Source organism: Sphingobium sp. HWE2-09 (genome assembly GCF_035989265.1).
Lineage (GTDB): Bacteria > Pseudomonadota > Alphaproteobacteria > Sphingomonadales > Sphingomonadaceae > Sphingobium.
In genome coordinates, this window is the sequence record NZ_JAYKZX010000001.1 from 16199 (window position 1) to 36212 (window position 20014).

The following is a 20014-nucleotide window of genomic DNA, read 5'->3' on the forward strand; positions in this document are numbered from 1 at the left end:
TTAGTTTCGAAACGCTACTCTTGGCTGGCCTATGCGAACTTGTCTCGTTCGTGTCCAATATATAATGAAGCATGATCGATATGCAGGACGACTTGATTACATGGACTTAAGGCACCTTCGCTACTTCCTTTGCGTTGCCGAAGAGATGCATTTCGGCCGCGCCGCGCAACGCCTCGGCATGTCGCAACCGCCGCTCAGCCAGCAGATTAGGGCGTTGGAACTGGAACTGGGCGCACGCCTGTTCGACCGCACCAGTCGCCGCGTCGCTCTGACCGAAGCAGGCCGCATGTTCCTGCCCGAAGCGCGCAAGACGCTGGCGCAGGCGGATCACGCCGTCCATGTCGCCCGCCAGACCCAAAGCGGCCATCGCGGCCGGCTGGCGCTGGGCTTCACCGCGTCGGCGCCCTTCGTTCCCCAGATCGCCGACGCGCTCTACGATTTCCGCCAGGCCTATCCGCAGGTCGATCTCAAGCTGCACGAGCGCGGTCGCGACGATCAGGTCGCGATGATAGAGCGCGGCGATCTCGACATCGGCATCATCCGCGGCGTCGAACCACCATCCTTGCCCCGCGCCCTGCACGCCACTTGGCTGCTGGAGGAAGACATGCTGCTGGCGCTGCGTCAGGATCACGCCCTGGCGCAGCGTGAGGCCGATCCGTCGATCGCCGATCTCGCAGGCGTGCCCTTCGTCCTCTACGCGACGACGAGCAGCGCCGACTTCAACGATCATTTCTTCGCCCTGTGCGCCCAGGCGGGATTCAAACCTGACGTGACGCTGGAAGTGGGTAGCTTCGCCACCTTGCTGGGGCTGGTCGCCGCCGGGTGCGGCGCGACCATCCTGGCGCGGTCCCTATCGCGCCTGCATGTCGAAAAGCTGGTCCTTCGCCCGCTATCCCCGCAGGTCACGACCCGCTTGTGGATGATCCACAAACAGGATCTGTCATCGACTGCCAACGCCTTTCAGGATGCGATCATGCGGGCGGCGACCAATGCGGCGACCTGACGAGAATAATATCTTATAAAATACTGATAATAAACGATATAATCCGATATTCATCAGACGGAACAGTCGCCGTGATTTGCGCTACAACTGTCCAACTCGCTGTCGCACAAAGCCCTGCATCGCATTCAATCCGACCGGACGATAACCTCGACCCCCGCCAGTCCCCGCGTCAACGCGAAGGGCTTATCGACATTGACGCAAGCCTCGACCACCCCCGGCCAACTCAGGCACTCCGCGCCCAGCCGATGCGCGAACGTCTCGATCAGCGGGATATGCACTTCGGACAGCGTTTCGGCCGCCCGCACGATCCGCCGATAATCGATCGTCTCGCCAATCCCCTCGACCGCGCCGCTATCGAGCAGCAACTGCACCGTGATGACCAGCGGCTGGCGGCGGCCGATCTCGTCCGGGTTGATGCCGATGTCCGCCAGCAGCGGCAGCTCCTTTACCCGCACCTTGGTGGCGATAGACGACGGCATATCAGCAGACTCCCCTTTGCGCGGCGGCGACCGTGTTGCTCAGCAGGCAGGCGATGGTCATCGGGCCGACCCCGCCCGGCACCGGCGTCACCGCCTTGGCATGATCCAGTTCATGGGTGGCGCAATCCCCCACGATCCGGCTGTTCCCGTCATGATCCACCACCCGGCTGATGCCGACATCGATGACCACCGCGCCGGGCTTCACCCAATAGCCGCGCACCAGATGCGGCGCCCCCGCCGCCGCCACGATCACATCGGCGGCGCGAGCGATATCGGGCAGGTTGATCGTCTCGATATGTGTAACGGTCACCGTCGCCTCCCGCTCCAGCAACAGCATCGCCACCGGCTTGCCGACGATATTGGACTTGCCGATCACCACGACGTTCAGGCCGCGATAATCGTCGATCACGCTGTCGAGCAGCATCATGATGCCCAGCGGCGTGCACGGCACCAACCCCTGTGTCCCGGTCGATAGCCGCCCGACATTGACGGGGTGGAAGCCATCCACATCCTTGCCCGGCGCGATGCGATCCAGCACCCGCGCGCTATCGATCCCGGGCGGCAGCGGCAATTGCACCAATATGCCGTGCACCGCCGGATCGCCATTCAACCCATCGATGATATCGAGCAGCGCCTGCTCGCCGCAATCGGCTGGCAGCCGTCGTTCGATCGACCCGATGCCGACCCGGCGACATTCGCTGATCTTGCGACGGACATAGATGTCGCTGGCTGGGTCGCTGCCGACCAGCACGACCGCCAGCGTCGGATCGATGCCGTCCGCCTTCAACCGCTCGACATCCGCGGCCGTCCGGTCCGACAGCGCGCGCGCCATCGCCCGGCCGTCGATAAGGGCGCTCACGGATCAGCCCCGAAAGACGACGGTGCGCGACTCGTTCATGAAGACGCGATCCTGCAAATGCAGCCGCACCGCCTCCGACAGCACCCGCCGCTCGATATCGCGGCCACGGCGCACCAGTTCATCGGGCACGTCGGCATGGCCGATCATTTCGACATCCTGATGAATGATCGGGCCTTCATCCAGGTCGGCGGTGACATAATGGGCGGTCGCCCCGATCATCTTGACCCCGCGCTCATAGGCCTGGTGATAGGGCTTGGCGCCCTTGAAGCCGGGCAGGAAGCTGTGATGGATGTTGATGCAGCGCCCCGACAGGAAACCGGCCAGATCGTCGCTCAATATCTGCATGTATCGCGCCAGCACGACCAGGTCCGCGCCGCTATCCGTGACGACCTGCTTGATCTGCGCTTCCTGCGCCGCCTTGCTGTCCTTGGTCACCGGGAAATGGTGAAAGGGCATGTCCCCGATCAGCGACGTGTGCAGCACGGCGCGCGGATGGTTGGAGATGATCCCCACCACATCCATCGGCAATTCGCCGATCCGCTGGCGATAGAGCAGGTCGCCCAGGCAATGATCCCATTTGGACACCATCAGCACGACCTTCTTAGGCTGCGCCTGATCCGCCATCGCCCAGTCCATGTTCGCGTCCGCCGCGATCGGCGCAAAACCCTCGCGCAACCCGTCCAGCGTCTCGCCCGCGCCCGGCTTGAACGCGACGCGCATGAAGAAGGTGTTGTTCATCGCATCGTCGAACTGCTGCGCATCGACGATGTTGCAGCCGTGCGCCGCCAGATAGCCTGCGACCTTGGCCACCAGGCCGGGCTTGTCGTCGCACTGCAACCGCAGGGTATAGATAGTCGTCACGTCAGCGTCCTCCCACTCGTCCGTCTGCGTCAATGCGCGCGGGCATAGTCGTTGATCCAGGCAACCGTTTTTCCCAGGCCGCCAAAGGGGTAGAAATGCAATCGCACGCGGCCATGCTCTTCGCCCAGCGATCGTTCGAATGTCTCTACCAGCTTGTCGGGGCCGGCGGTGCCGAGCAGCTTCGTAATGGAAATGCCGTATTTTGCCAGCACCGACGCGGAAGCGCCCACGCCGCATCGGGCGGCAAAGCGCATCAGCGTCTTGATACCGGCCGGGCCAGGCACGCCGATGCGCACCGGCGCATCGATCCCCTTGGCGCGCAGTTCGGTCAGCCAGGTCAGCACAGCGTCCGCATCGAACACGAACTGCGTCACGATCAGCGGCGCCATACCGCGCCGTTCGATTTCCGCGCATTTGTCCAGCAGCACCGACCAGCATTGATCCGGCGTCATATTGGGATGGCCTTCGGGATGGCCGCCAATGCCGATCGCGCGGATGCCTGCTCGTTCGAACGCACCGCTCGCGATCAAGGCGCTGCTGTCGGCATAGGGGCCTTCGGGTTCGGACGGATCGCCCGCGATCACGAAGCAGCGCCTGACATCCGCCTCCGCAACCGCCGCGGCCAGATAATCCTCAAACTCGCTGGTCGATGTAATCCGCCGCGCGGAAAAATGCGGCATCGGCTCGAACCCCAGACTGCGCACCAGCTTCGTCGCAGCGATGCGGGCGGCGAAGTCCTCGCCGGGCAGGAAAGTGACGGCGACAGGCGTCTCAAGCGCAATGGACGGGGCGGCCTCCTGCAGCGACTCCACGTCCTTTGCCGTCATTTCCAGGGAATAGCCATCGACCATGTTGACGGGTGGCCGCTCCCAGTTCGGATGAATGACTGGCATTTCCTATCCCTTTCAACCTTGCCTCTCCCGACCTTCCCTAAAGCATCCGAGTAAATTCGCATAGATGAAATATTCATAGATACGAAATTATACGAAGACAGGCTGTCGGCAAGGGGTAAAGTCACAAAGGGATTGCCGTGGTATATTTCGTCATGGAAAGGGCAAAGTGGGACGCTGCTCCTGCGACCGACGGATGCCCCAGCAATGTCTGCATCAGGAAACGGTTATAATCCGCTACATCCGCGACGACGACCCGGATCAGATAGTCCCACTCCCCCGACATCGAAAAACATTCGACGATTTCGGGCCGGTCATCCACGAAATGCTCGAAAGCGGCCCGCGCATCGCGGGCGTGACTGCGCATGCGGATGTTGCACAACACATTGACCCCGCGCCCGACCTGCGCCGGGTCCACCAGCCTGATCGTGCGGGTCAGAATGCCCGCTGTCTCCAGCGCCTTGATCCGTCGCCAGCATGACGCACTGGATGCACCGACCCGGTCGGCCAAATCCTGATGACTGATTCCGGCATCTGCCTGGAGTGCGCCAAGGATCTTGCGATCTACGGCATCGATCTGACCATCTTGTTTCATATATAGCCATATTGTGATTGGATGATACATATCCTACGCGGAAAAGCGATAAAACTGAAACCGTTTTTCCGTTCTTCCATGGCATGATGATGCCATGGCCCAGACCGATCTTCTCATCCCCGAACAGGCGGCCCCGGACTGGACCGTCCCGCAAGACTGGGCATCCTATACGGCGCAGGACCATGCGATGTGGGATCGGCTTTTCGCGCGTCAGGCCCAGATGCTGCCAGGCCGCGTCGTGCCGGAATTTTTGGAGGGGCTGGACATATTGCGGATGACGAAGCCGGGCATCCCCGACTTTGCCGAATTGTCCGACCGATTGATGCAGCGCACCGGCTGGCAGGTCGTCGCCGTGCCGGGCCTTGTGCCCGACAAGGTCTTTTTCGACCACCTCGCCAACCGCCGCTTCGTTGCGGGCCGCTTCATCCGTCGGCCCGACCAGATCGACTATCTGCAAGAGCCGGATATCTTCCACGACGTGTTCGGCCATGTGCCGCTGCTCGCCAACCCGGTCTTCGCCGACTATATGCAAGCCTATGGCGAAGGCGGCCTGCGCGCGGATGCGCTGGGGTCGATCGAGCGGCTGGCGCGACTCTATTGGTACACCGTTGAATTCGGCCTGATCCAGCAGGCTGACGGCCTCAAACTCTATGGCGCCGGGATCGTATCGTCGCATGGCGAGTCCGAATTTGCGCTGGACGATCCATCACCCAACCGCCTCGGCTTCGATCTCCAGCGGCTAATGCGCACCCGTTACCGCATCGACGATTATCAGCAGAGCTATTTCGTGATCGACAGTTTCGAACAGCTGTTGCGCATGACCGCCGAAACCGATTTCGCGCCGCTTTACGCGCAGTTGGGTGACATGCCCGATCTTGAGACCGACACTATCCTGCCGACCGACCGCGTCTTCAACCGCGGCACCCAGGCCTATGTCCATAAGAAAAAGGAAGAGGACGCCCTATGACCGCCGACAACAATCCCTTGGGCCTCAACGGCTTCGAATTCGTGGAATTCACCTCGCCCGATCCCGAAGCGATGGCCGCGCAATTCGAACAACTGGGCTTCGTCGCCAGCCATCGCCACCCGCGCAAGAATATCACCCGCTATCGTCAGGGGCGCATCAACCTGATGCTGAACCGCGACGATGCCGGACGCGTGGCGGAGTTTCGCGGCGTCCATGGCCCGTCCGCCAGCGCCATGGCCTTCCGCGTCGCCGACCCCAAGGCGGCGCTCGACTGGGCGCTTGCCAATGGCGGCAAGGCGACGGTGGAGGACGACACGGTGATCGAAGGGATTGGCGGCGCCTATCTCTATTTCATGCCCGCGACCGGTGATCCTTATGCCGACTGGGCCGAATGTCCCGGCTGGCGGGAAAAGGCGGCGGCGAACAATGTCGGCCTCGATCTGCTCGATCACCTCACCCACAATGTCCGGCGCGGGCAGATGCGGGTGTGGAGCGAATTTTACCGAACGCTCTTCGGTTTCGAGGAACAGAAATTCTTCGATATCAAGGGGAAGGCGACCGGCCTTACCAGCCAGGCGATGATCGCGCCGGACCGGGCGATCCGTATTCCGCTCAATGAAAGCCAGGACGACAAGAGCCAGATCGAGGAGTTCATCCGCGATTATCACGGTGAGGGAATCCAGCATCTGGCGCTCACCACCGACAATATCTACGACACGGTCGAAAAATTGCGCGCGCGGGGCGTGCGGTTGCAGGACACGATTGAGACCTATTATGAACTGGTCGACAAACGCGTGCCCGGCCATGGCGAAGATTTGGAACGGCTGCGCAAGAACCGCATCCTGATCGACGGCGATGTCGAAAGCGAAGGCATATTACTCCAGATTTTTACCGAAAATATGTTCGGCCCGATCTTCTTCGAAATCATCCAGCGCAAGGGCAATGAAGGGTTCGGCAACGGCAATTTCCAGGCTTTGTTCGAAAGCATCGAACTGGACCAGATCAGGCGCGGCGTCGTCAGCGTCGAGGCGTGAGGCAACGATGGACAAGACAATCGAGCCGTCGATGCTGAGCGGTTTTGGCAATCATCATGCGAGCGAGGCAATCGCAGGTGCGCTGCCGGTTGGCCGTAATTCGCCGCAGCGCGTGCCCTATAGCCTCTACGCCGAACAATTATCGGCCACCGCCTTCACCGCGCCGCGGCATGAGAACCGACGTAGCTGGCTCTATCGAATGAGGCCCAGCGCGATGCATCCGCCCTTCGCGCTTTTGGAAGGCGCGCGCCTGCTGAGTAGCGCGCCCTCGGCCGACGCTATGGCTTCGCCCAAACGCCTGCGCTGGAACCCGCTCGATATGCCGAACGGTGAGGTCGATTTCATCGACGGCCTCATCACCTATGCCGTCAATGGCGACGTCACCCAAGGCGTCGGTGCCAGCATCCACCTCTACGCCGCCAACCGCTCGATGATCGATCGCGCATTCTTCTGCGCAGACGGCGAATGGCTGATCGTCCCGCAGCAGGGGCGGCTGCGGATCGTCACGGAAATGGGTATCCTGACCGTCGCCCCGCTCCAGATCGCCCTCATCCCCCGCGGGATGCGCTTTCGCGTGGACCTGCTCGACGGCATGGCGCGCGGCTATGTCTGCGAAAATCACGGCGCACTCTTTCGCCTGCCGGACCTTGGACCGATCGGCTCCAACGGCCTCGCCAATGTCCGCGATTTCGAAGCGCCCGTCGCCGCCTTCGAGGATGTCGATCGCGCTTGCGAACTGGTGCAGAAATATCAGGGTCAACTCTGGTCAACCATGCTGGACCACAGCCCATTCGATATCGTCGCATGGCATGGCAATGTTGTGCCCTATCGCTATGATCTGACGCGCTTCAATACGATCGGGACGGTCAGCTACGATCATCCCGACCCATCGATCTTCACCGTGCTGACATCGCCCAGCGACAGCGTTGGCACCGCCAATATCGACTTCGTGATCTTCCCTCCGCGCTGGATGGTGGCGGAAGACACCTTCCGTCCGCCCTGGTTCCACCGCAACATCATGAGCGAGTTTATGGGCCTGATCACCGGTGAATATGATGCCAAGGCCGGTGGCTTCGAGCCGGGCGGCGCGAGTCTCCACAATATGATGTCCGCCCACGGGCCGGACCTCGCGAGCCACGACCAGGCCGTCGCCGCTACCTTGGCGCCGCAGAAGATCGAGGACATGATGGCCTTCATGTTCGAAAGCCGCCTGCCGTTCGCACCTACGCGCTGGGCGATGGAAACGCCCCTGCTTCAAAGCGATTACGACGCATGTTGGTCAGGGTTTCGCAAGGCAGATGTGCCGACAGATGGGAATGACGCATGAGCTGGTGGACGACCGACGAAACCCATGATCCCACCCGCACCAGTTGGGTGGACAGCGCCCATGGTCATGGCGACTTCCCGATCCAGAACCTGCCCTTCGGCGTCTTTTCGCCGCCGGATGGACAGGCCAGGATCGGCGTTGCCATCGGCGACCATATTCTCGACCTGTCCGGCCTAGATGCGATGCTGCCGATGGCGGGCGACACCTTGCAGGATAAGGATTTGAATACGCTGTTCGCCTTGCCCGCAACCCAGCGGCAAAGCCTGCGGCGCGCCATCAGCGCCTTGCTCAGCGACCCAGTGATGGAAGCGACAGTGCAGCCGCATCTGCATGAAGCGGCAGGGTGCGACATGCATCTGCCCGCGCGCATCGGCGACTATACGGACTTCTATGTCGGCATCCACCACGCCAATAATATCGGGCGGCAATTCCGTCCGGGCAATCCATTACTGCCCAATTATAAATATGTGCCGATCGGTTATCACGGCCGCGCTTCGTCGATCCGCCCGTCCGGCGAACCGATGCGCCGCCCTTCGGGTCAACGCAAACCGCCAGAGGCTGATGCGCCGCTGTTTGGTCCTTCGACCCGGCTCGACTATGAACTGGAACTGGGCGTCTGGATCGGCCCCGGCAACGCCTTGGGCACGCCCATCCCGATCGCACAGGCGGCCGACCATATTGCAGGCTTCTGCCTGCTCAACGACTGGTCGGCACGCGATTTCCAGGCATGGGAATATCAACCGCTCGGCCCCTTCCTGGCGAAGAATTTCCAAACCACCATCTCCCCTTGGGTCGTGACCGCCGAAGCCATGGCGCCCTTCCGCATCGCCCAATCGCCCCGGCCGCAGGACGATCCCGACCCCTTGCCCTATCTGTCCGACGCTGCGGACCAGGCGCATGGCGCGCTCGGCCTCACGCTCGAAGTGTTGATCCAGACGGCAGCCATGCGCACACGCGGCGACGCACCCATGCCGCTCAGCCACGGCCCGGCCAGCAACATGTATTGGACCGTACAGCAAATCCTGGCGCATCACGCATCGAACGGCTGCAACCTCAATCCCGGCGATCTGCTCGGCACCGGCACCATTTCCGCGCCGGATGCGTCGGGCTATGGCAGCCTGATGGAATTGTCGATGGGCGGCAAGCAACCGATAGCGCTCCCCGGCGGCGAAACCCGCACTTTCCTGGAGGATGGCGACGAGATCATTCTGCGGGCGACGGCGTCGGCATCCGGTTTCGTCCCGATCGGCTTTGGCGAATGTCGCGCCATGGTGACACCGGCGCTTTGAGCGCCGCGTCATAAGCGGCGACCAGCCGCGCGAAATGCGCATCTTCGTTGAAACGCGCCACGACATCGGCATGACCCGCTGCCCCCAGCCTGCGACAGAGCGCCGGATCATCCCACATCCGGCGCATCTGCCGGGCAAGGTCTTCCGCGTCGCCGGGCACGAAATGCAGACCCGTCCGATCCTCGCGCACCGTATCGTTCAGCGCGCCGATGCGCGATGCGATCACCGGCACCCCATGCGCCATGGCTTCGGCCGCGACGATGGCAAAGGTTTCGAACCACAGGCTCGGCACCACCAATGCCCGCGCCCCGCGATAAAAGCGCGCAAGCAATTCCGGGCCATCGGTGATCGTCACCGCCACGCCCTGCGCCCGTAACGGCGCCGGGTCGTTGCCCTTCGGCCCGGCGACATGGACCGGCAGCCCACTGATGCGCGCTGCCTCGATCAGCACCGCCAGCCCCTTTTCCGGCACGAAGCGCCCGGCAAAGGCGAAATAGCCACCCTGTGCCGGATCGACCGGGTCGGGCGCAGCGGGAATGGCGCATTCATTGACGCTGATCCGCTCGATCGGGATACCCGCCTGGCGATGCAGCCAGCCGCGGCTGAAATCGGTCAACACGATGAAGCGGCTGACATGACGATAAAGACCGCGCCCATCCGCCACCGCATGACGCAGCGCAAAGGCCGCGTTTTCCGGCAAACTGCCGCGGCAATTGCGCCGCAAAGCCTGTTGCGCACCCTGGTCGATGCAGCGCGTGCAGACGCCGACGCCATCATGATGCGTGGCGATGGGGCAGGTGATACGGAAATCATAGCAGCTATGCACCACCGGAACCCCCGCCCGTGCGCAGAGCGTGAGCAGCCAGGGGGTCAGCAGAGGGTAGAGTTCATGGCTATGGACGATGTCGGGCCGCTCCTGCGCCAGCCGCCGGGCAAAGGCGCGCAGCGTATCGACCGGGTAAAGCCCATGGGCAAAAGCGCTGACCTTCCCCGCCAGACCCGGCGCCAGATGGCGGCTATCCCGTTCGAAGATCGCCACGTCCAACCCCCGACGCCGTGACAGCGCGATCGTCGCGTCCCACGCATTGTCCGCCCCGCCACCGCCGCGATGCCGGTTGAAGACGTGCAGGATCTTCATGCCACCTTCGCGGGCGACGAACGATCCGGTGCATATGTCTCACCGATCAGCGCACTGGACGGCCGCTGCCCCGCCGCCTTCAGCGCGATCAGCCGCTCAAACAGCGCGGCATAGGCGTCGATCACCGCATCCCAGCGAAAGGTGGCCGCGGCGTGCGCCTGCGCCGCCCGACCGAGTGACACGCGGCGCGCCGGATTGGCGTCCAGATCGCACAAAATCGCCGCGAGATGGCCCGCATCCTTGCGGAAATAGGGATTATCCGGCCCCACATTCTCCCGGTGGAAGATCACGTCGATCGGCACGCATGGTGCCCCCCAATGCATCGCCCGCAACAGGCTCGGGTTGGTCCCGCCCACCTCATGCCCGTGCAGATAGGCGGCGCAATGGCGATAGAGCGCGTTCAGGGCCGCGGACTCGAACACCCCGCCGACGCAGCGCACCTGCCCGTCATCCTCGGCCGCGACGGCGCGGGCATAGGCGCTGTCATAGGGCACCGATCCGACAACGATCAGCGGCTTGGCGAGCCCCGATGCGCGATATTCGCGGATGATATGGTCGACATTATTCTCTGGCTCCATCCGCGCGACGACCAGATAATAGTCGCCCGACGTAACGCCATAACGGGCCAGCGCCGCATCGTCCGGCAGATCGCCCACCGCGCCGCCATAGGGGATATAGGTCGATCCCGCGCCATATTCGCGCGCATAATAATCCTGCATCGCGCGCGAATCCGTGACCAGCCAGTTGGCGAGGCGCGCGCTGACCCATTCGGACCACTTATAATAGCGCCGCTGGACTGCATTCCATTTGCGCCGTTGCCATCCCAGCCCGTCGGTATGGATCACCACCGGCACGCCCCGTGCGCGCAGCGGCAGAATGAAAGGGCCATTGCCCGGATCGACCAGGAAGACGAGGTCGAAATCCCGGCAAGCCGCGTCCAGCACGGCCAGGTTGCTATGCACGATGCTCTCGAAACTCTTGCCGCCCGGCGCTGGCAGGTAACGGCATCGCACCCCCTGCCAAACGGGTGGATGCGCCACATAATATTGGCTGCGGCAATAGACGGTCACGTCCATGCCATGGTCGCGCACCAGCCCCACCGCCAGTTCCTCCACCAGCGTGGAAAAGCCGCTATAGCGGGCGGGGATGCCGCGATCGCCGATGATCGCGATGCGCAAGGGGCGGGCGGGATCAGCCATGGGGCTTGAACCCCAGCCAGACATCCTGCGTCATGCGCGCGTCGAGACCGGGCCGGACCTGCTCGACCCGCTCGAACGCAGCGAGCAGATGGCTGCGGACCCAGGCCGGGGGATGGATGGCGAAATACCATTTCTTGCCCTCGGCAAACCGGCTCTGGGTGACGATCTCGCCGCGGTCATAGGCTTCCGCCTCGCGCCTCTGGGTCAGCAGATAGCGATAATGATCGCCATGGGTGGTCGCGATCATCAACCCGCCGGGCCGCAACACCCGGTGGAGTTCGGCGGTCCAATCCCGATGCATGTCCTGCGACAAATGGGTGAAGACCGAAAAATTATAGACCGCATCGAAACTGCCGTCGGGGAAGGGCAGGGGCGGCGCCAGCCCATTGAGCGCGAAGGCGATGCCGGGCAGATGATCGCGGCACCAGTCTATCGTCGCGGGATTATAGTCGCTGCCGGTCAGTTCGGGCGACCGCCCGGCCAACAGCGCAGGCATATGCCGGATCAACCGCCCCGGCCCACAACCCCATTCCAGCACGCGCAGGGACGGCGCATCTGGCAGATGGGTGCGGATCAACCGTGCGAACAATGCCGCATGGGCCAGCCCCATGTCATGATAATCCACCCAATCGACTTTGTTATAGGCGTCGAAAGCCAGGTCTTCGGGAGGCACTGCGAAATCGGGATGCCGCACGCGAAAGGCGCGATTGCCACGCGCCGCCCGCGCCCGCTTGCGCAGGAACGCCATGCGATCGAACATGGGCAGCAGGCCTAGGGATCGGGTGGCGCTCAATATGTGATATTTCATGGATCTACGCCTTCTCATGCGGGTGGGGGAGGGCAGGTCGAATAGGCGGCGGACATAGGCCGGATCCTGTCCGACGACGGCGATCAGCGGAAACGGCGCGTCCGGCTGGCTCAGGCGGAACCGGTTGGCGCGATCCTGGACGATGTCGACCAGCACCGCCGCGACGACGCCTGCGCCTAGGCCCATGATGATCGCGGCGATCAGCAGCATTTTGGTCTGCGGCGCATCCGGCTTGTCGGGCAGGGCCGCGCCTTCCACGATCTGAATGGCCGACGGCGCCGACTGGGCGGTGGCGGCCGTGACCGCCGCGGTCATCAACTTGTCCTGCAACGCCAGATAGGTCTTTTCCAGCACATCATGGGTCCGGCCCAGATCATGGCTGTCCTTCATCTTCTGCGGAATGCGGTCGATCACGCCGCGCCGCGCCGCGCCCTCCGCCGACAGCGCGATCAGGCTCGCGCGATCGCCCGCCAACTGCGCTTCCAGCGCCGCCCTGCGCGCGCGCAGCGCGTCATAGCCGCCATTGCGCGCGATGCTGCTCTGCTGCACCCCGCGCCTGGGCTGGCCCGCCAGTTGCCGTCCGATCGCCGCAATCTGCGCATCCATGTCGCGCACGTCGGGGGATTCCGGGCGATAATGCACCAGCAGCGCGTCACGCGCGGCGACCAGCTTGGCCTGCTCCTGTTTCAGTTGGGCCGTCACCGGATTATCTTGGACCAGTTGGCTCGCCACTATATCCTTCGGCTCCCGCGCCAGCTGCGCGGTGACGGTCGCCAGTTCGCTCTGCCCCGCTGCGATCGCCGTGCGCTTGGCGTCCAGTTCGCCTTGCTGACTCAGATATTGGCCGATCTCGACCTTGTCCTTTTCGAACATCAGCAGCATGTCGTTCTGCGTGTAATAGCGCTCCATCCGCGTTTCGAGCGCGCGCAGGTCGGCACGGGCACGGTCCGCCTCGGTCTGGAGCGACGCATAAGCCTGCCGCGCTTCGCTGGCGAAGCGGGCGCGGCGTTGCGCGATATAGGTGGCGGCGACCCTGTCGGCGATCTGCGCCACGCGCGGGCTTGGGCCGCGCACGGTCAGCAGGCCGATATGGCTGTCGGGCAGCTGCGTCATCGCCACCCCGGTGCGGAAATCATCCAGCGTCCGGGCGCGCTCCACCTCCCTTTCCGTCGCGACATAGGGCGATGGCGCAGTCGGAAACAGCGCCGCCTTCGTTCCCCGCCAAGCGCGCCCGGGCCAGCTTTGCGTCCACAGCCCCGTCATATATCGCAGCGGCGGATGATAGACGTCGCCATAGCCCAGATTAAGATCGGCGATCACCTGCTTCAAAACCGGGCCGGACGTCGCCAGAATCATTTCGTCTTTCAGCGCAATGTGGCGAAACACGGCCCAGTCGTCATAGAAGCTCTCCCGCTGGCGATCGTCGTCCGATACCGCCGACAGGGTGACGCTGGCCGAATAGACCGGCGGCCAGACGATGATATAGAGGCTCACCAGCGCCAGCGTCAGCAAGGTCACGGCCAGGATCAGGCGACGATGCCCTGCAACCGCAAAGGCGACGATATGGCCCGCCCGGCGGAAATCGAAGCTGTCGGCCTCCGGGCGGTAAGGCACGGCTTCGGGTGCAGGGGGCGTCATCGGTCGATCTCCTGCAACAGGCGCAACTGGACATAAGGCGCCATCAGCGCGGTCAGGCCGCCCAGCGGTGCGTTGACATAGGTCTGGAGAAAGCGAGCGAACCGCGCGCCGCTGCTTTCCTGCACGACGATGATGTCGCCGGGACGCAGCGGCACATTCTGCAACGCCAGCATCATGCCCGCATGGCCACGCCCACCACTGCGCAGGATATGGGCGGTCAGATGGCCGCTCTCATCCAGCCGGATCAGCGCCACATTGGACAGCGCCGCCCCCTTGCCCGCATCCCCCGCCAGGATCAGCGCCTGTGCGGCGGTTGGCGCGTCGCGCAGCGCCACCGCGCCGGGCCGGTTCACCTCGCCCGCGACGAAGACCTTGGCCTCGCGCGGATTGGCAACGGCAATGCTCACCTGCGGATCGCGCACCCGCGCCAGCAGCCTCTCCCGCACCACGTCCGCCGCCGCCATCGGGGTGAGACCTGCGACCGCGATGTCGCCCGATCGGGGCAACGTCACCATGCCATCGACGCGCACGGTCGCGCTGCGCGACAATTCGGGCATATGGTCGACCATGATGTCCAACTGGTCGCCGGGACCGAGCAGATAGGCCGCTTCATAGCGCGCCGTGGACCGGATCACCTCCGGCGCGGCGACGATGCTCTGCGGCGTGCGCAGGCTTGGCGAACAGGCGCCCAGCAGGATGGAGATCGGCAGCAACGCCGTAAACAGGCTGATGCGCGGCGCAAGGCTCATGTCCGTCCTCCCGTCAGCAATAATCGCGCCCGCATCGTCCAGGCGCGCGGCGAAAGCGGGTTGGCGGCGCAAGCCGCGCCCAGCGCAGCGCGCGCGGCGATGGGATTTCCCTGATCCACCGCCATCTGCGCCCGCGCGCGATGCAGCCGGGCGACGATCGCCCGCCGCCGCCGTTCCGGCGCGCCGCTGTAACGACGCCGCTCCAGGATCCGCAGCATCGTCTCGACCACCTGGGGATTACCCATCAAACCCAGCGTGTTGCGCAACTGCCCGGCATGATAGCGAAAGCCCAGCAAAGTATCGGGATCGAACCAGCCGACCGCGCCCATATCACCCAGTCGCGTAAAGATATTCAGCTCGAACGGGAAATTGCCGGAACAGTCGTCATCGACAAAGCCCGATCGACGCAGCGCATCGGTACGGAAGACCGTGCCGGAAATGGGCGTAAAACCACTGCCCATATGCGTCTCCAAAACCGGAAAGCGGCCAGCCCGCCGGTTACGCCGATGGTCACGCACATACGCCCGCGTCCGATCATGCGATGGCCGACCCGCCGCATCCATCAGCCACGGATTGGCGACGAACAGCGTCGCATCGCGCGCGCCATCCAGCGCCACGACCGCCCGCTCAAGATAGTGAGGAGACAAGACGTCATCGTCATGCAGGATGCAGAAATATTCTGCGTCGCCCGCTTCCCCGAACAAATAGCGACCCTGCCCATATTCGCCGTCATTCCGCGCCTGCTGGACGAAGCGGAACCGCGGGTCGCCCAGCCCCTCCACATAGGCGCGTACGGCGGCCCCCACGCCGTCGGGCGACGCATTGTCGCTCACCACCACGCGGAAATCGCGGAAGCTCTGCGCGCGCAGGCTCTCCACCGCCTCCTGCACATAGTCGGGGCGGTTATAGGTGGGCACCCCCACTAAGATGCGCTCAGAAGAAATGGCGGTGCGCCTTGTACCAGAGGAAGGTCTGTCCCAGCCGCTCGTCCAACCCCGCGCCCGGCGACCAGCCCAGCTTCTGCGCCGCCAAGGCAGACGACAGATATTGCGCCTGGATTTCGCCATGGGCATGATTGCGCACATCGGGTTCCAGGTCGGTACGCCCGGCTGCCAGCAGCGTGCGGCGGGTAAGGTCCAGCACGCTTACCGGTTCGCCCGTCCCGAAATTGAAGGCGCGACCCACCACGCCCTCGTCACCCATATGCTGGGCCAATAACAGGTAGCCGCGCACGATATCCTCGACGAACACATAGTCGCGCACCGGCGACCCATCCGACCGGATGACCGGCCGCGCCCCGTCGATCGCGGCGATGCAGGTGCCCGGCACGATGCGATTGCTGTTAAGATCGCCCGGCCCGAACAGATTGCCGCAGCGGGTGATGGCGATGGGCAGGCGATAGGTCTGCGCATAGCTGAGTGCGATCAGGTCGGCGCAGCTTTTCGACACGTCATAGGGATGGCGCCCCTGCAACGCGAAATCCTCTTGATAGGGCAGGCTGTCATGCTCCCCATAGGCCTTGTCGGACGAGGCAATGACGATCCGCTCGACCGTCGCCACCCGGCGACACGCCTCCAGCAGCACCCATGTGCCCTTGATATTCGCTTCGAAGGTGGAGAGCGGATTGCGATTGGCGACGCCGACGATCGCCTGCGCGCCCAAGTGAAACACGCTATCGACCGCATATTCGTTCAACGCCCGTTCGATGACGTCATAATCCTCCAGCGCGCCACGCACCACCTTGGCGCGGGTTGCCAGGCCATCGGCCTGGAAGCGCGACTGCGGCACCATGTCGCGCACCAGCGCCACGACTTCGGCCCCCTGCGCCAGCAATTCCGCGACCAGGCTTCCGCCCAGAAATCCCGTCGCGCCGGTGACCAGGCAGGTCTTGCCTTTCCAGAAGCCGCTCATGCCGCGCGCTCCTCTGGTTTCTGATGGCCGATCCAGGGCGGCGGCATGCCCCCTGCCAGCAGTTCGTCCGCTTCGATCACATCCTTGTAGCTGTCGAACGACTTGAAAAAGCCGTCATGGCGATAGGTGAAGGCGTCCCCCGCGCGATCAGCGGCGGGATGATATCGCGCTCCAGATTGTCGCCCTGCCAGTCACTGAAGATGGCCGGGTCCATCACCATGAAACCCGCATTGATCCAATAATCGGCGATCAGCGGCTTCTCCGCGAACCGCGCGATCGCGCCGTCATCTTCGACCGACAACACCCCATATTGCGACACCATCGGCACCGACGTGATCGTCAGCCGCGCATTATGACCGTGATGAAACGCTACGACATCGGCCAACGGCACGTCCGACAGCCCATCGCCATAGGTCGCGATAAAGGGGCCGTCGATCAGATGACGACAATTCCAGATGCGCCGCCCCGTATCGGCATTCTCCCCGGTATCGACGATCTTGACGCTGGCGCCGATATCCTTCCCCTCGAAATAATCGTGGAGAACATCCTGCCTATATCCTGCCGCCAGGATGAATTCATGAAAGCCCTGGCGAATGAAATTCTTGATCACATGGACCAGCACCGGCGTGCCGCCCAATGGCAGCATCGGCTTGGGCAGATAGGTGGTGAAGGGAAAGGCGCGGATGCCCTGCCCGCCGCATAATATGACGACTTTCATCTGTCGGTTCCTTTCGTCTTGGTTGGCATGAACTGGTCGAGGGGAAGGGTGGCGAGGCCGATGCCGAATTCCGGCCCGGCCACGCCGCGCTGGATCAGCGGGCCAAGCCGGGACCGGGCGACATGCCCCCCGAACCAGAGCTTGATCCGATCGCTGTCCCGCAAGGGACCGGGGGCCAATATCTCGCCATCGGTCCACTGCGTGCTGGCGCGCGTCAGCAGCGGCGCAGGGTCTTCCTGGAAATGCACGCCATCGGCGGACCGCGCATGGTGGATCGCCACCTGCTGCCAGGCCGGGTCCGCGCCTTTCTGCTCATGCGCCACCGAGTAGAAAAGATCGACGCCATCCGCCTCGGCCAGTGCAGCAGGCGACGCATAACCGGCATAGCCCTGCGCGGCCGGATAAAGCGGTCCCTGCGTCAGCACCTGCGTCGGCGGACTGAAGGTCACGCCATCGCGCGACCGGACCAGCCCAATCGATTGCAGCGGCGGCCCGCCGCCCTCCCGCGCGCCCACGGCGGAGAAATAAAGCAACATCTCGTCGCCCCGCACCGCCAGCCCCGGCTCCGCCACCAGATAGCCGTTCCAGTCGCGCGCCCCACCGGTCGCCTTGAGCAAAGTCCAGCGGGCTATTCGCCAGTCGATACCGTCGACGGAAACCGCCAGACCGATCGCCATCGGCGACGGATCGGGGTCGGCATAGACCCCGGTAAAGGCCATCCAGTACCGCCCCGCAAAGCGTGCGACGCTGGGCGTCTCGATACTGGCATAAGGGCCGCCCGCGGGCGAAAGCAGCGGCGTGTCAGGAGACAAAGTCCAATGCGCGCCATCGCGCGACACGGCGCGGAACGGCAGCACTGGCGGCGCGAACGGCGCGCCGGTGCTGGTCGTCATATAGAGCACATAGCCATCCGCCGTGCGCAGCAGGCTGGGGTCGTTCCACAGCCCCATTGCACGCAGCGATCCCGCGGCAATCACCGGCGCATCGCGGCTGACCGTCCAGCCCGGCATGGCACGCGGCAAATCCGGCGGCGGTGCGGGATCGGCACAGGCGGTCAGCCAGGCCAGCGCGAAAGAGGATGTGACGCCCCGCATCAAAACGCATTCCGCTGCACGAACGGCACCAGCACCGTGCGCGCCAATATCTGCAAATCCAGCCACAGCGACCAGCGGCGCAGATAGTCGATATCGTGGACCACCCGCTGCTCCATCTTATCGTGGGTGTCCGTCTCGCCGCGCCAGCCGCTGACCTGCGCCAGGCCAGTGATGCCGGGCTTGATCTTGTGCCGCACCGCATAGCGACGGATGATCGGGCGAAAGGCGTCATCCAGCGCGACCGGATGCGGCCGCGGCCCGACCACCGACATGGTCCCCAACGCCACGTTGATGAACTGCGGCAGCTCGTCGATCGACGTCCGCCGCAAGACGGCGCCCACGCGCGTCACGCGATCGTCGCCCCGCCGCGCCTGGACGAAGCCCTCATCCTGCGCCACGCGCATCGACCGGAATTTCCAGATACGAAAGGGCCGACCGTCCAGCCCATAGCGGGTCTGGGAAAAGAAGACCGGGCCGCGCGTATCGATCTTGATCGCGATCGCGGCCAGCAACGCGATCGGCAGGATCAGCGGCAGGGCGATCAGCGTCAGGACCATATCCTCGGCCCGCTTGATCAGCCGGGAATAGCCTTCGAACGGCGATTCCACGATGCTGACGACCGGCTGGCCATAGACATCGTCCCACCGCGCGCCGACCAGATCCAGCCGGAAGAGCGGCGGACAATAATAGAGCGATGCCGTGGTGTCGCCGAACCGGTCCAGGATCGCCTTGATCCGCTGCTCCGCCGCCATCGGCAGCGTTACATAGATGCGGCTGACCGCACCCGATCGCGCCAGTTCATACAGCCGGTCGACGGACCCGTGAAAATCATGGCCGGGCAGGGCGACGGTGCGATCGTTCGTCGGGCGGCGATCGTCGAACACGCCCATCGACCGGATGCCCATCCAGCGCTGCCGCGCGAACACATCGCCCAGCCGCCGCGCGGTTTCGGTCGCCCCGATAAACGCGGCGCTGCGCTGGTCATGGCCCACGCTGCGCCACACCCGCAGGGCCAGACGCACGCCGATGCGAAATAGAATGATGGCGATCAGCGATCCGCCATACCATAAGGCCGCGGCGGGCGCCCATGACGCCGTCCGCGCCATCGGCAAATCGCCCAGCATCGCGAACAACAGCATCACGCCCAGGAAGCTGATCGTCCAATGCGCCGTCAGATCGGCCAATTCATGGCGCAGGCGCACGATCCGCCACGACCGGCTGAGGTGAAAGAAGGACGCCGTCAGTTCCAGCACCGCGACGCACAGCAGCGCATCGATGATCGCCGATCGCATCGACAAAGGCCCGGCCGTCAAAGCCATGCAGAGCAGGATCAGCGCGGTATCGATCAACCGGCACAGGCGCACGAACAGCGCACCGAACTGCTGGAATCGCCCGTTCATCCTGAAATCGGCATCCCATTGGGAAATCGACATACCCTGACGCTCCCATCACAAG

Annotated in this window: 19 protein-coding genes; 5 read left to right on the forward strand and 14 right to left on the reverse strand. The window is 63.9% G+C overall.

Annotated features, from left to right (window positions below):
* Positions 1 to 100: 100 nt before the first annotated feature.
* Complete coding sequence (locus U5A89_RS00060) at positions 101 to 1003, forward strand: LysR substrate-binding domain-containing protein (protein WP_338159187.1); 903 nt, start codon at positions 101 to 103, stop codon at positions 1001 to 1003.
* A gap of 125 nt (positions 1004 to 1128) precedes the next feature.
* Here the strand turns inward: U5A89_RS00060 and U5A89_RS00065 are convergent, their stop codons facing one another.
* From U5A89_RS00065 to U5A89_RS00085, 5 genes are all read right to left on the reverse strand, one after another.
* Positions 1129 to 1482, reverse strand: coding sequence for a dihydroneopterin aldolase (locus tag U5A89_RS00065; RefSeq protein ID WP_338159188.1), 354 nt, complete (start codon positions 1480 to 1482; stop codon positions 1129 to 1131).
* A gap of 1 nt (position 1483) precedes the next feature.
* Positions 1484 to 2341 carry a bifunctional 5,10-methylenetetrahydrofolate dehydrogenase/5,10-methenyltetrahydrofolate cyclohydrolase gene (locus tag U5A89_RS00070; protein WP_338159189.1) on the reverse strand — a complete coding sequence of 286 codons (858 nt, stop codon included), beginning with the start codon at positions 2339 to 2341 and terminating at the stop codon, positions 1484 to 1486.
* 3 nt (positions 2342 to 2344) lie between these two features.
* Positions 2345 to 3202 carry a formyltetrahydrofolate deformylase gene (purU, locus tag U5A89_RS00075; protein ID WP_338159190.1) on the reverse strand — a complete coding sequence of 286 codons (858 nt, stop codon included), beginning with the start codon at positions 3200 to 3202 and terminating at the stop codon, positions 2345 to 2347.
* A 29-nt stretch (positions 3203 to 3231) separates the two neighbouring features.
* A complete protein-coding gene (locus U5A89_RS00080; RefSeq protein WP_338159191.1) occupies positions 3232 to 4095 on the reverse strand; it encodes a methylenetetrahydrofolate reductase in 864 nt (287 codons plus the stop codon).
* Positions 4096 to 4216: 121 nt separating this feature from the next.
* Positions 4217 to 4687 (reverse strand): Lrp/AsnC family transcriptional regulator, encoded by a 471-nt coding sequence (locus U5A89_RS00085; RefSeq protein ID WP_338159192.1) that lies wholly within the window; start codon positions 4685 to 4687, stop codon positions 4217 to 4219.
* A 94-nt stretch (positions 4688 to 4781) separates the two neighbouring features.
* On the opposite strand from U5A89_RS00085, the gene phhA reads away from it, so the two are divergent.
* From phhA to fahA, 4 genes are read left to right on the forward strand one after another with little or no spacing between them, the layout of a single operon-like run.
* Positions 4782 to 5654, forward strand: a complete 873-nt coding sequence (gene phhA, locus U5A89_RS00090) for a phenylalanine 4-monooxygenase (RefSeq protein ID WP_338159193.1) — start codon at positions 4782 to 4784, stop codon at positions 5652 to 5654.
* On the forward strand, positions 5651 to 6688 hold the full coding sequence (hppD, locus tag U5A89_RS00095) for a 4-hydroxyphenylpyruvate dioxygenase (RefSeq protein ID WP_338159194.1): 1038 nt from the start codon (positions 5651 to 5653) through the stop codon (positions 6686 to 6688). Before phhA ends, hppD begins: the two co-directional genes overlap by 4 nt.
* A gap of 7 nt (positions 6689 to 6695) precedes the next feature.
* The gene (gene hmgA / locus U5A89_RS00100; protein ID WP_338159195.1) at positions 6696 to 8015 is read left to right on the forward strand and encodes a homogentisate 1,2-dioxygenase; all 1320 of its coding nucleotides are present in this window, start codon (positions 6696 to 6698) and stop codon (positions 8013 to 8015) included.
* On the forward strand, positions 8012 to 9304 hold the full coding sequence (gene fahA / locus U5A89_RS00105; protein WP_338159196.1) for a fumarylacetoacetase: 1293 nt from the start codon (positions 8012 to 8014) through the stop codon (positions 9302 to 9304). The genes hmgA and fahA overlap by 4 nt, the downstream gene beginning before the upstream one ends.
* Here the strand turns inward: fahA and U5A89_RS00110 are convergent.
* The 9 genes from U5A89_RS00110 to U5A89_RS00150 form a co-directional block, all read right to left on the reverse strand.
* Entirely contained in the window at positions 9219 to 10442 is a 1224-nt protein-coding gene (locus U5A89_RS00110) for a glycosyltransferase family 4 protein (protein WP_338159197.1), read from the reverse strand. The two genes, fahA and U5A89_RS00110, sit on opposite strands and share 86 nt — an antisense overlap.
* Positions 10439 to 11641 (reverse strand): DUF1972 domain-containing protein, encoded by a 1203-nt coding sequence (locus tag U5A89_RS00115; protein WP_338159198.1) that lies wholly within the window; start codon positions 11639 to 11641, stop codon positions 10439 to 10441. Before U5A89_RS00115 ends, U5A89_RS00110 begins: the two co-directional genes overlap by 4 nt.
* Positions 11634 to 14087: a methyltransferase domain-containing protein gene (locus U5A89_RS00120; RefSeq protein WP_338159199.1), complete on the reverse strand. Its 2454-nt coding sequence runs from the start codon at positions 14085 to 14087 to the stop codon at positions 11634 to 11636. The genes U5A89_RS00115 and U5A89_RS00120 overlap by 8 nt, the downstream gene beginning before the upstream one ends.
* The gene (locus U5A89_RS00125; RefSeq protein WP_338159200.1) at positions 14084 to 14836 is read right to left on the reverse strand and encodes a polysaccharide biosynthesis/export family protein; all 753 of its coding nucleotides are present in this window, start codon (positions 14834 to 14836) and stop codon (positions 14084 to 14086) included. The genes U5A89_RS00120 and U5A89_RS00125 overlap by 4 nt, the downstream gene beginning before the upstream one ends.
* Complete coding sequence (locus U5A89_RS00130) at positions 14833 to 15753, reverse strand: glycosyltransferase family 2 protein (protein ID WP_445190598.1); 921 nt, start codon at positions 15751 to 15753, stop codon at positions 14833 to 14835. The genes U5A89_RS00125 and U5A89_RS00130 overlap by 4 nt, the downstream gene beginning before the upstream one ends.
* A 16-nt stretch (positions 15754 to 15769) precedes the next feature.
* Positions 15770 to 16747, reverse strand: coding sequence for an NAD-dependent epimerase/dehydratase family protein (locus U5A89_RS00135; protein ID WP_338159202.1), 978 nt, complete (start codon positions 16745 to 16747; stop codon positions 15770 to 15772).
* 76 nt (positions 16748 to 16823) lie between these two features.
* Positions 16824 to 17465 (reverse strand): nucleotidyltransferase family protein, encoded by a 642-nt coding sequence (locus U5A89_RS00140; protein WP_338159203.1) that lies wholly within the window; start codon positions 17463 to 17465, stop codon positions 16824 to 16826.
* The gene (locus U5A89_RS00145) at positions 17462 to 18559 is read right to left on the reverse strand and encodes a glycoside hydrolase family protein (protein WP_338159204.1); all 1098 of its coding nucleotides are present in this window, start codon (positions 18557 to 18559) and stop codon (positions 17462 to 17464) included. Before U5A89_RS00145 ends, U5A89_RS00140 begins: the two co-directional genes overlap by 4 nt.
* Positions 18559 to 19992: an undecaprenyl-phosphate glucose phosphotransferase gene (locus U5A89_RS00150; protein WP_338159205.1), complete on the reverse strand. Its 1434-nt coding sequence runs from the start codon at positions 19990 to 19992 to the stop codon at positions 18559 to 18561. The genes U5A89_RS00145 and U5A89_RS00150 overlap by 1 nt, the downstream gene beginning before the upstream one ends.
* Positions 19993 to 20014: the final 22 nt, after the last annotated feature.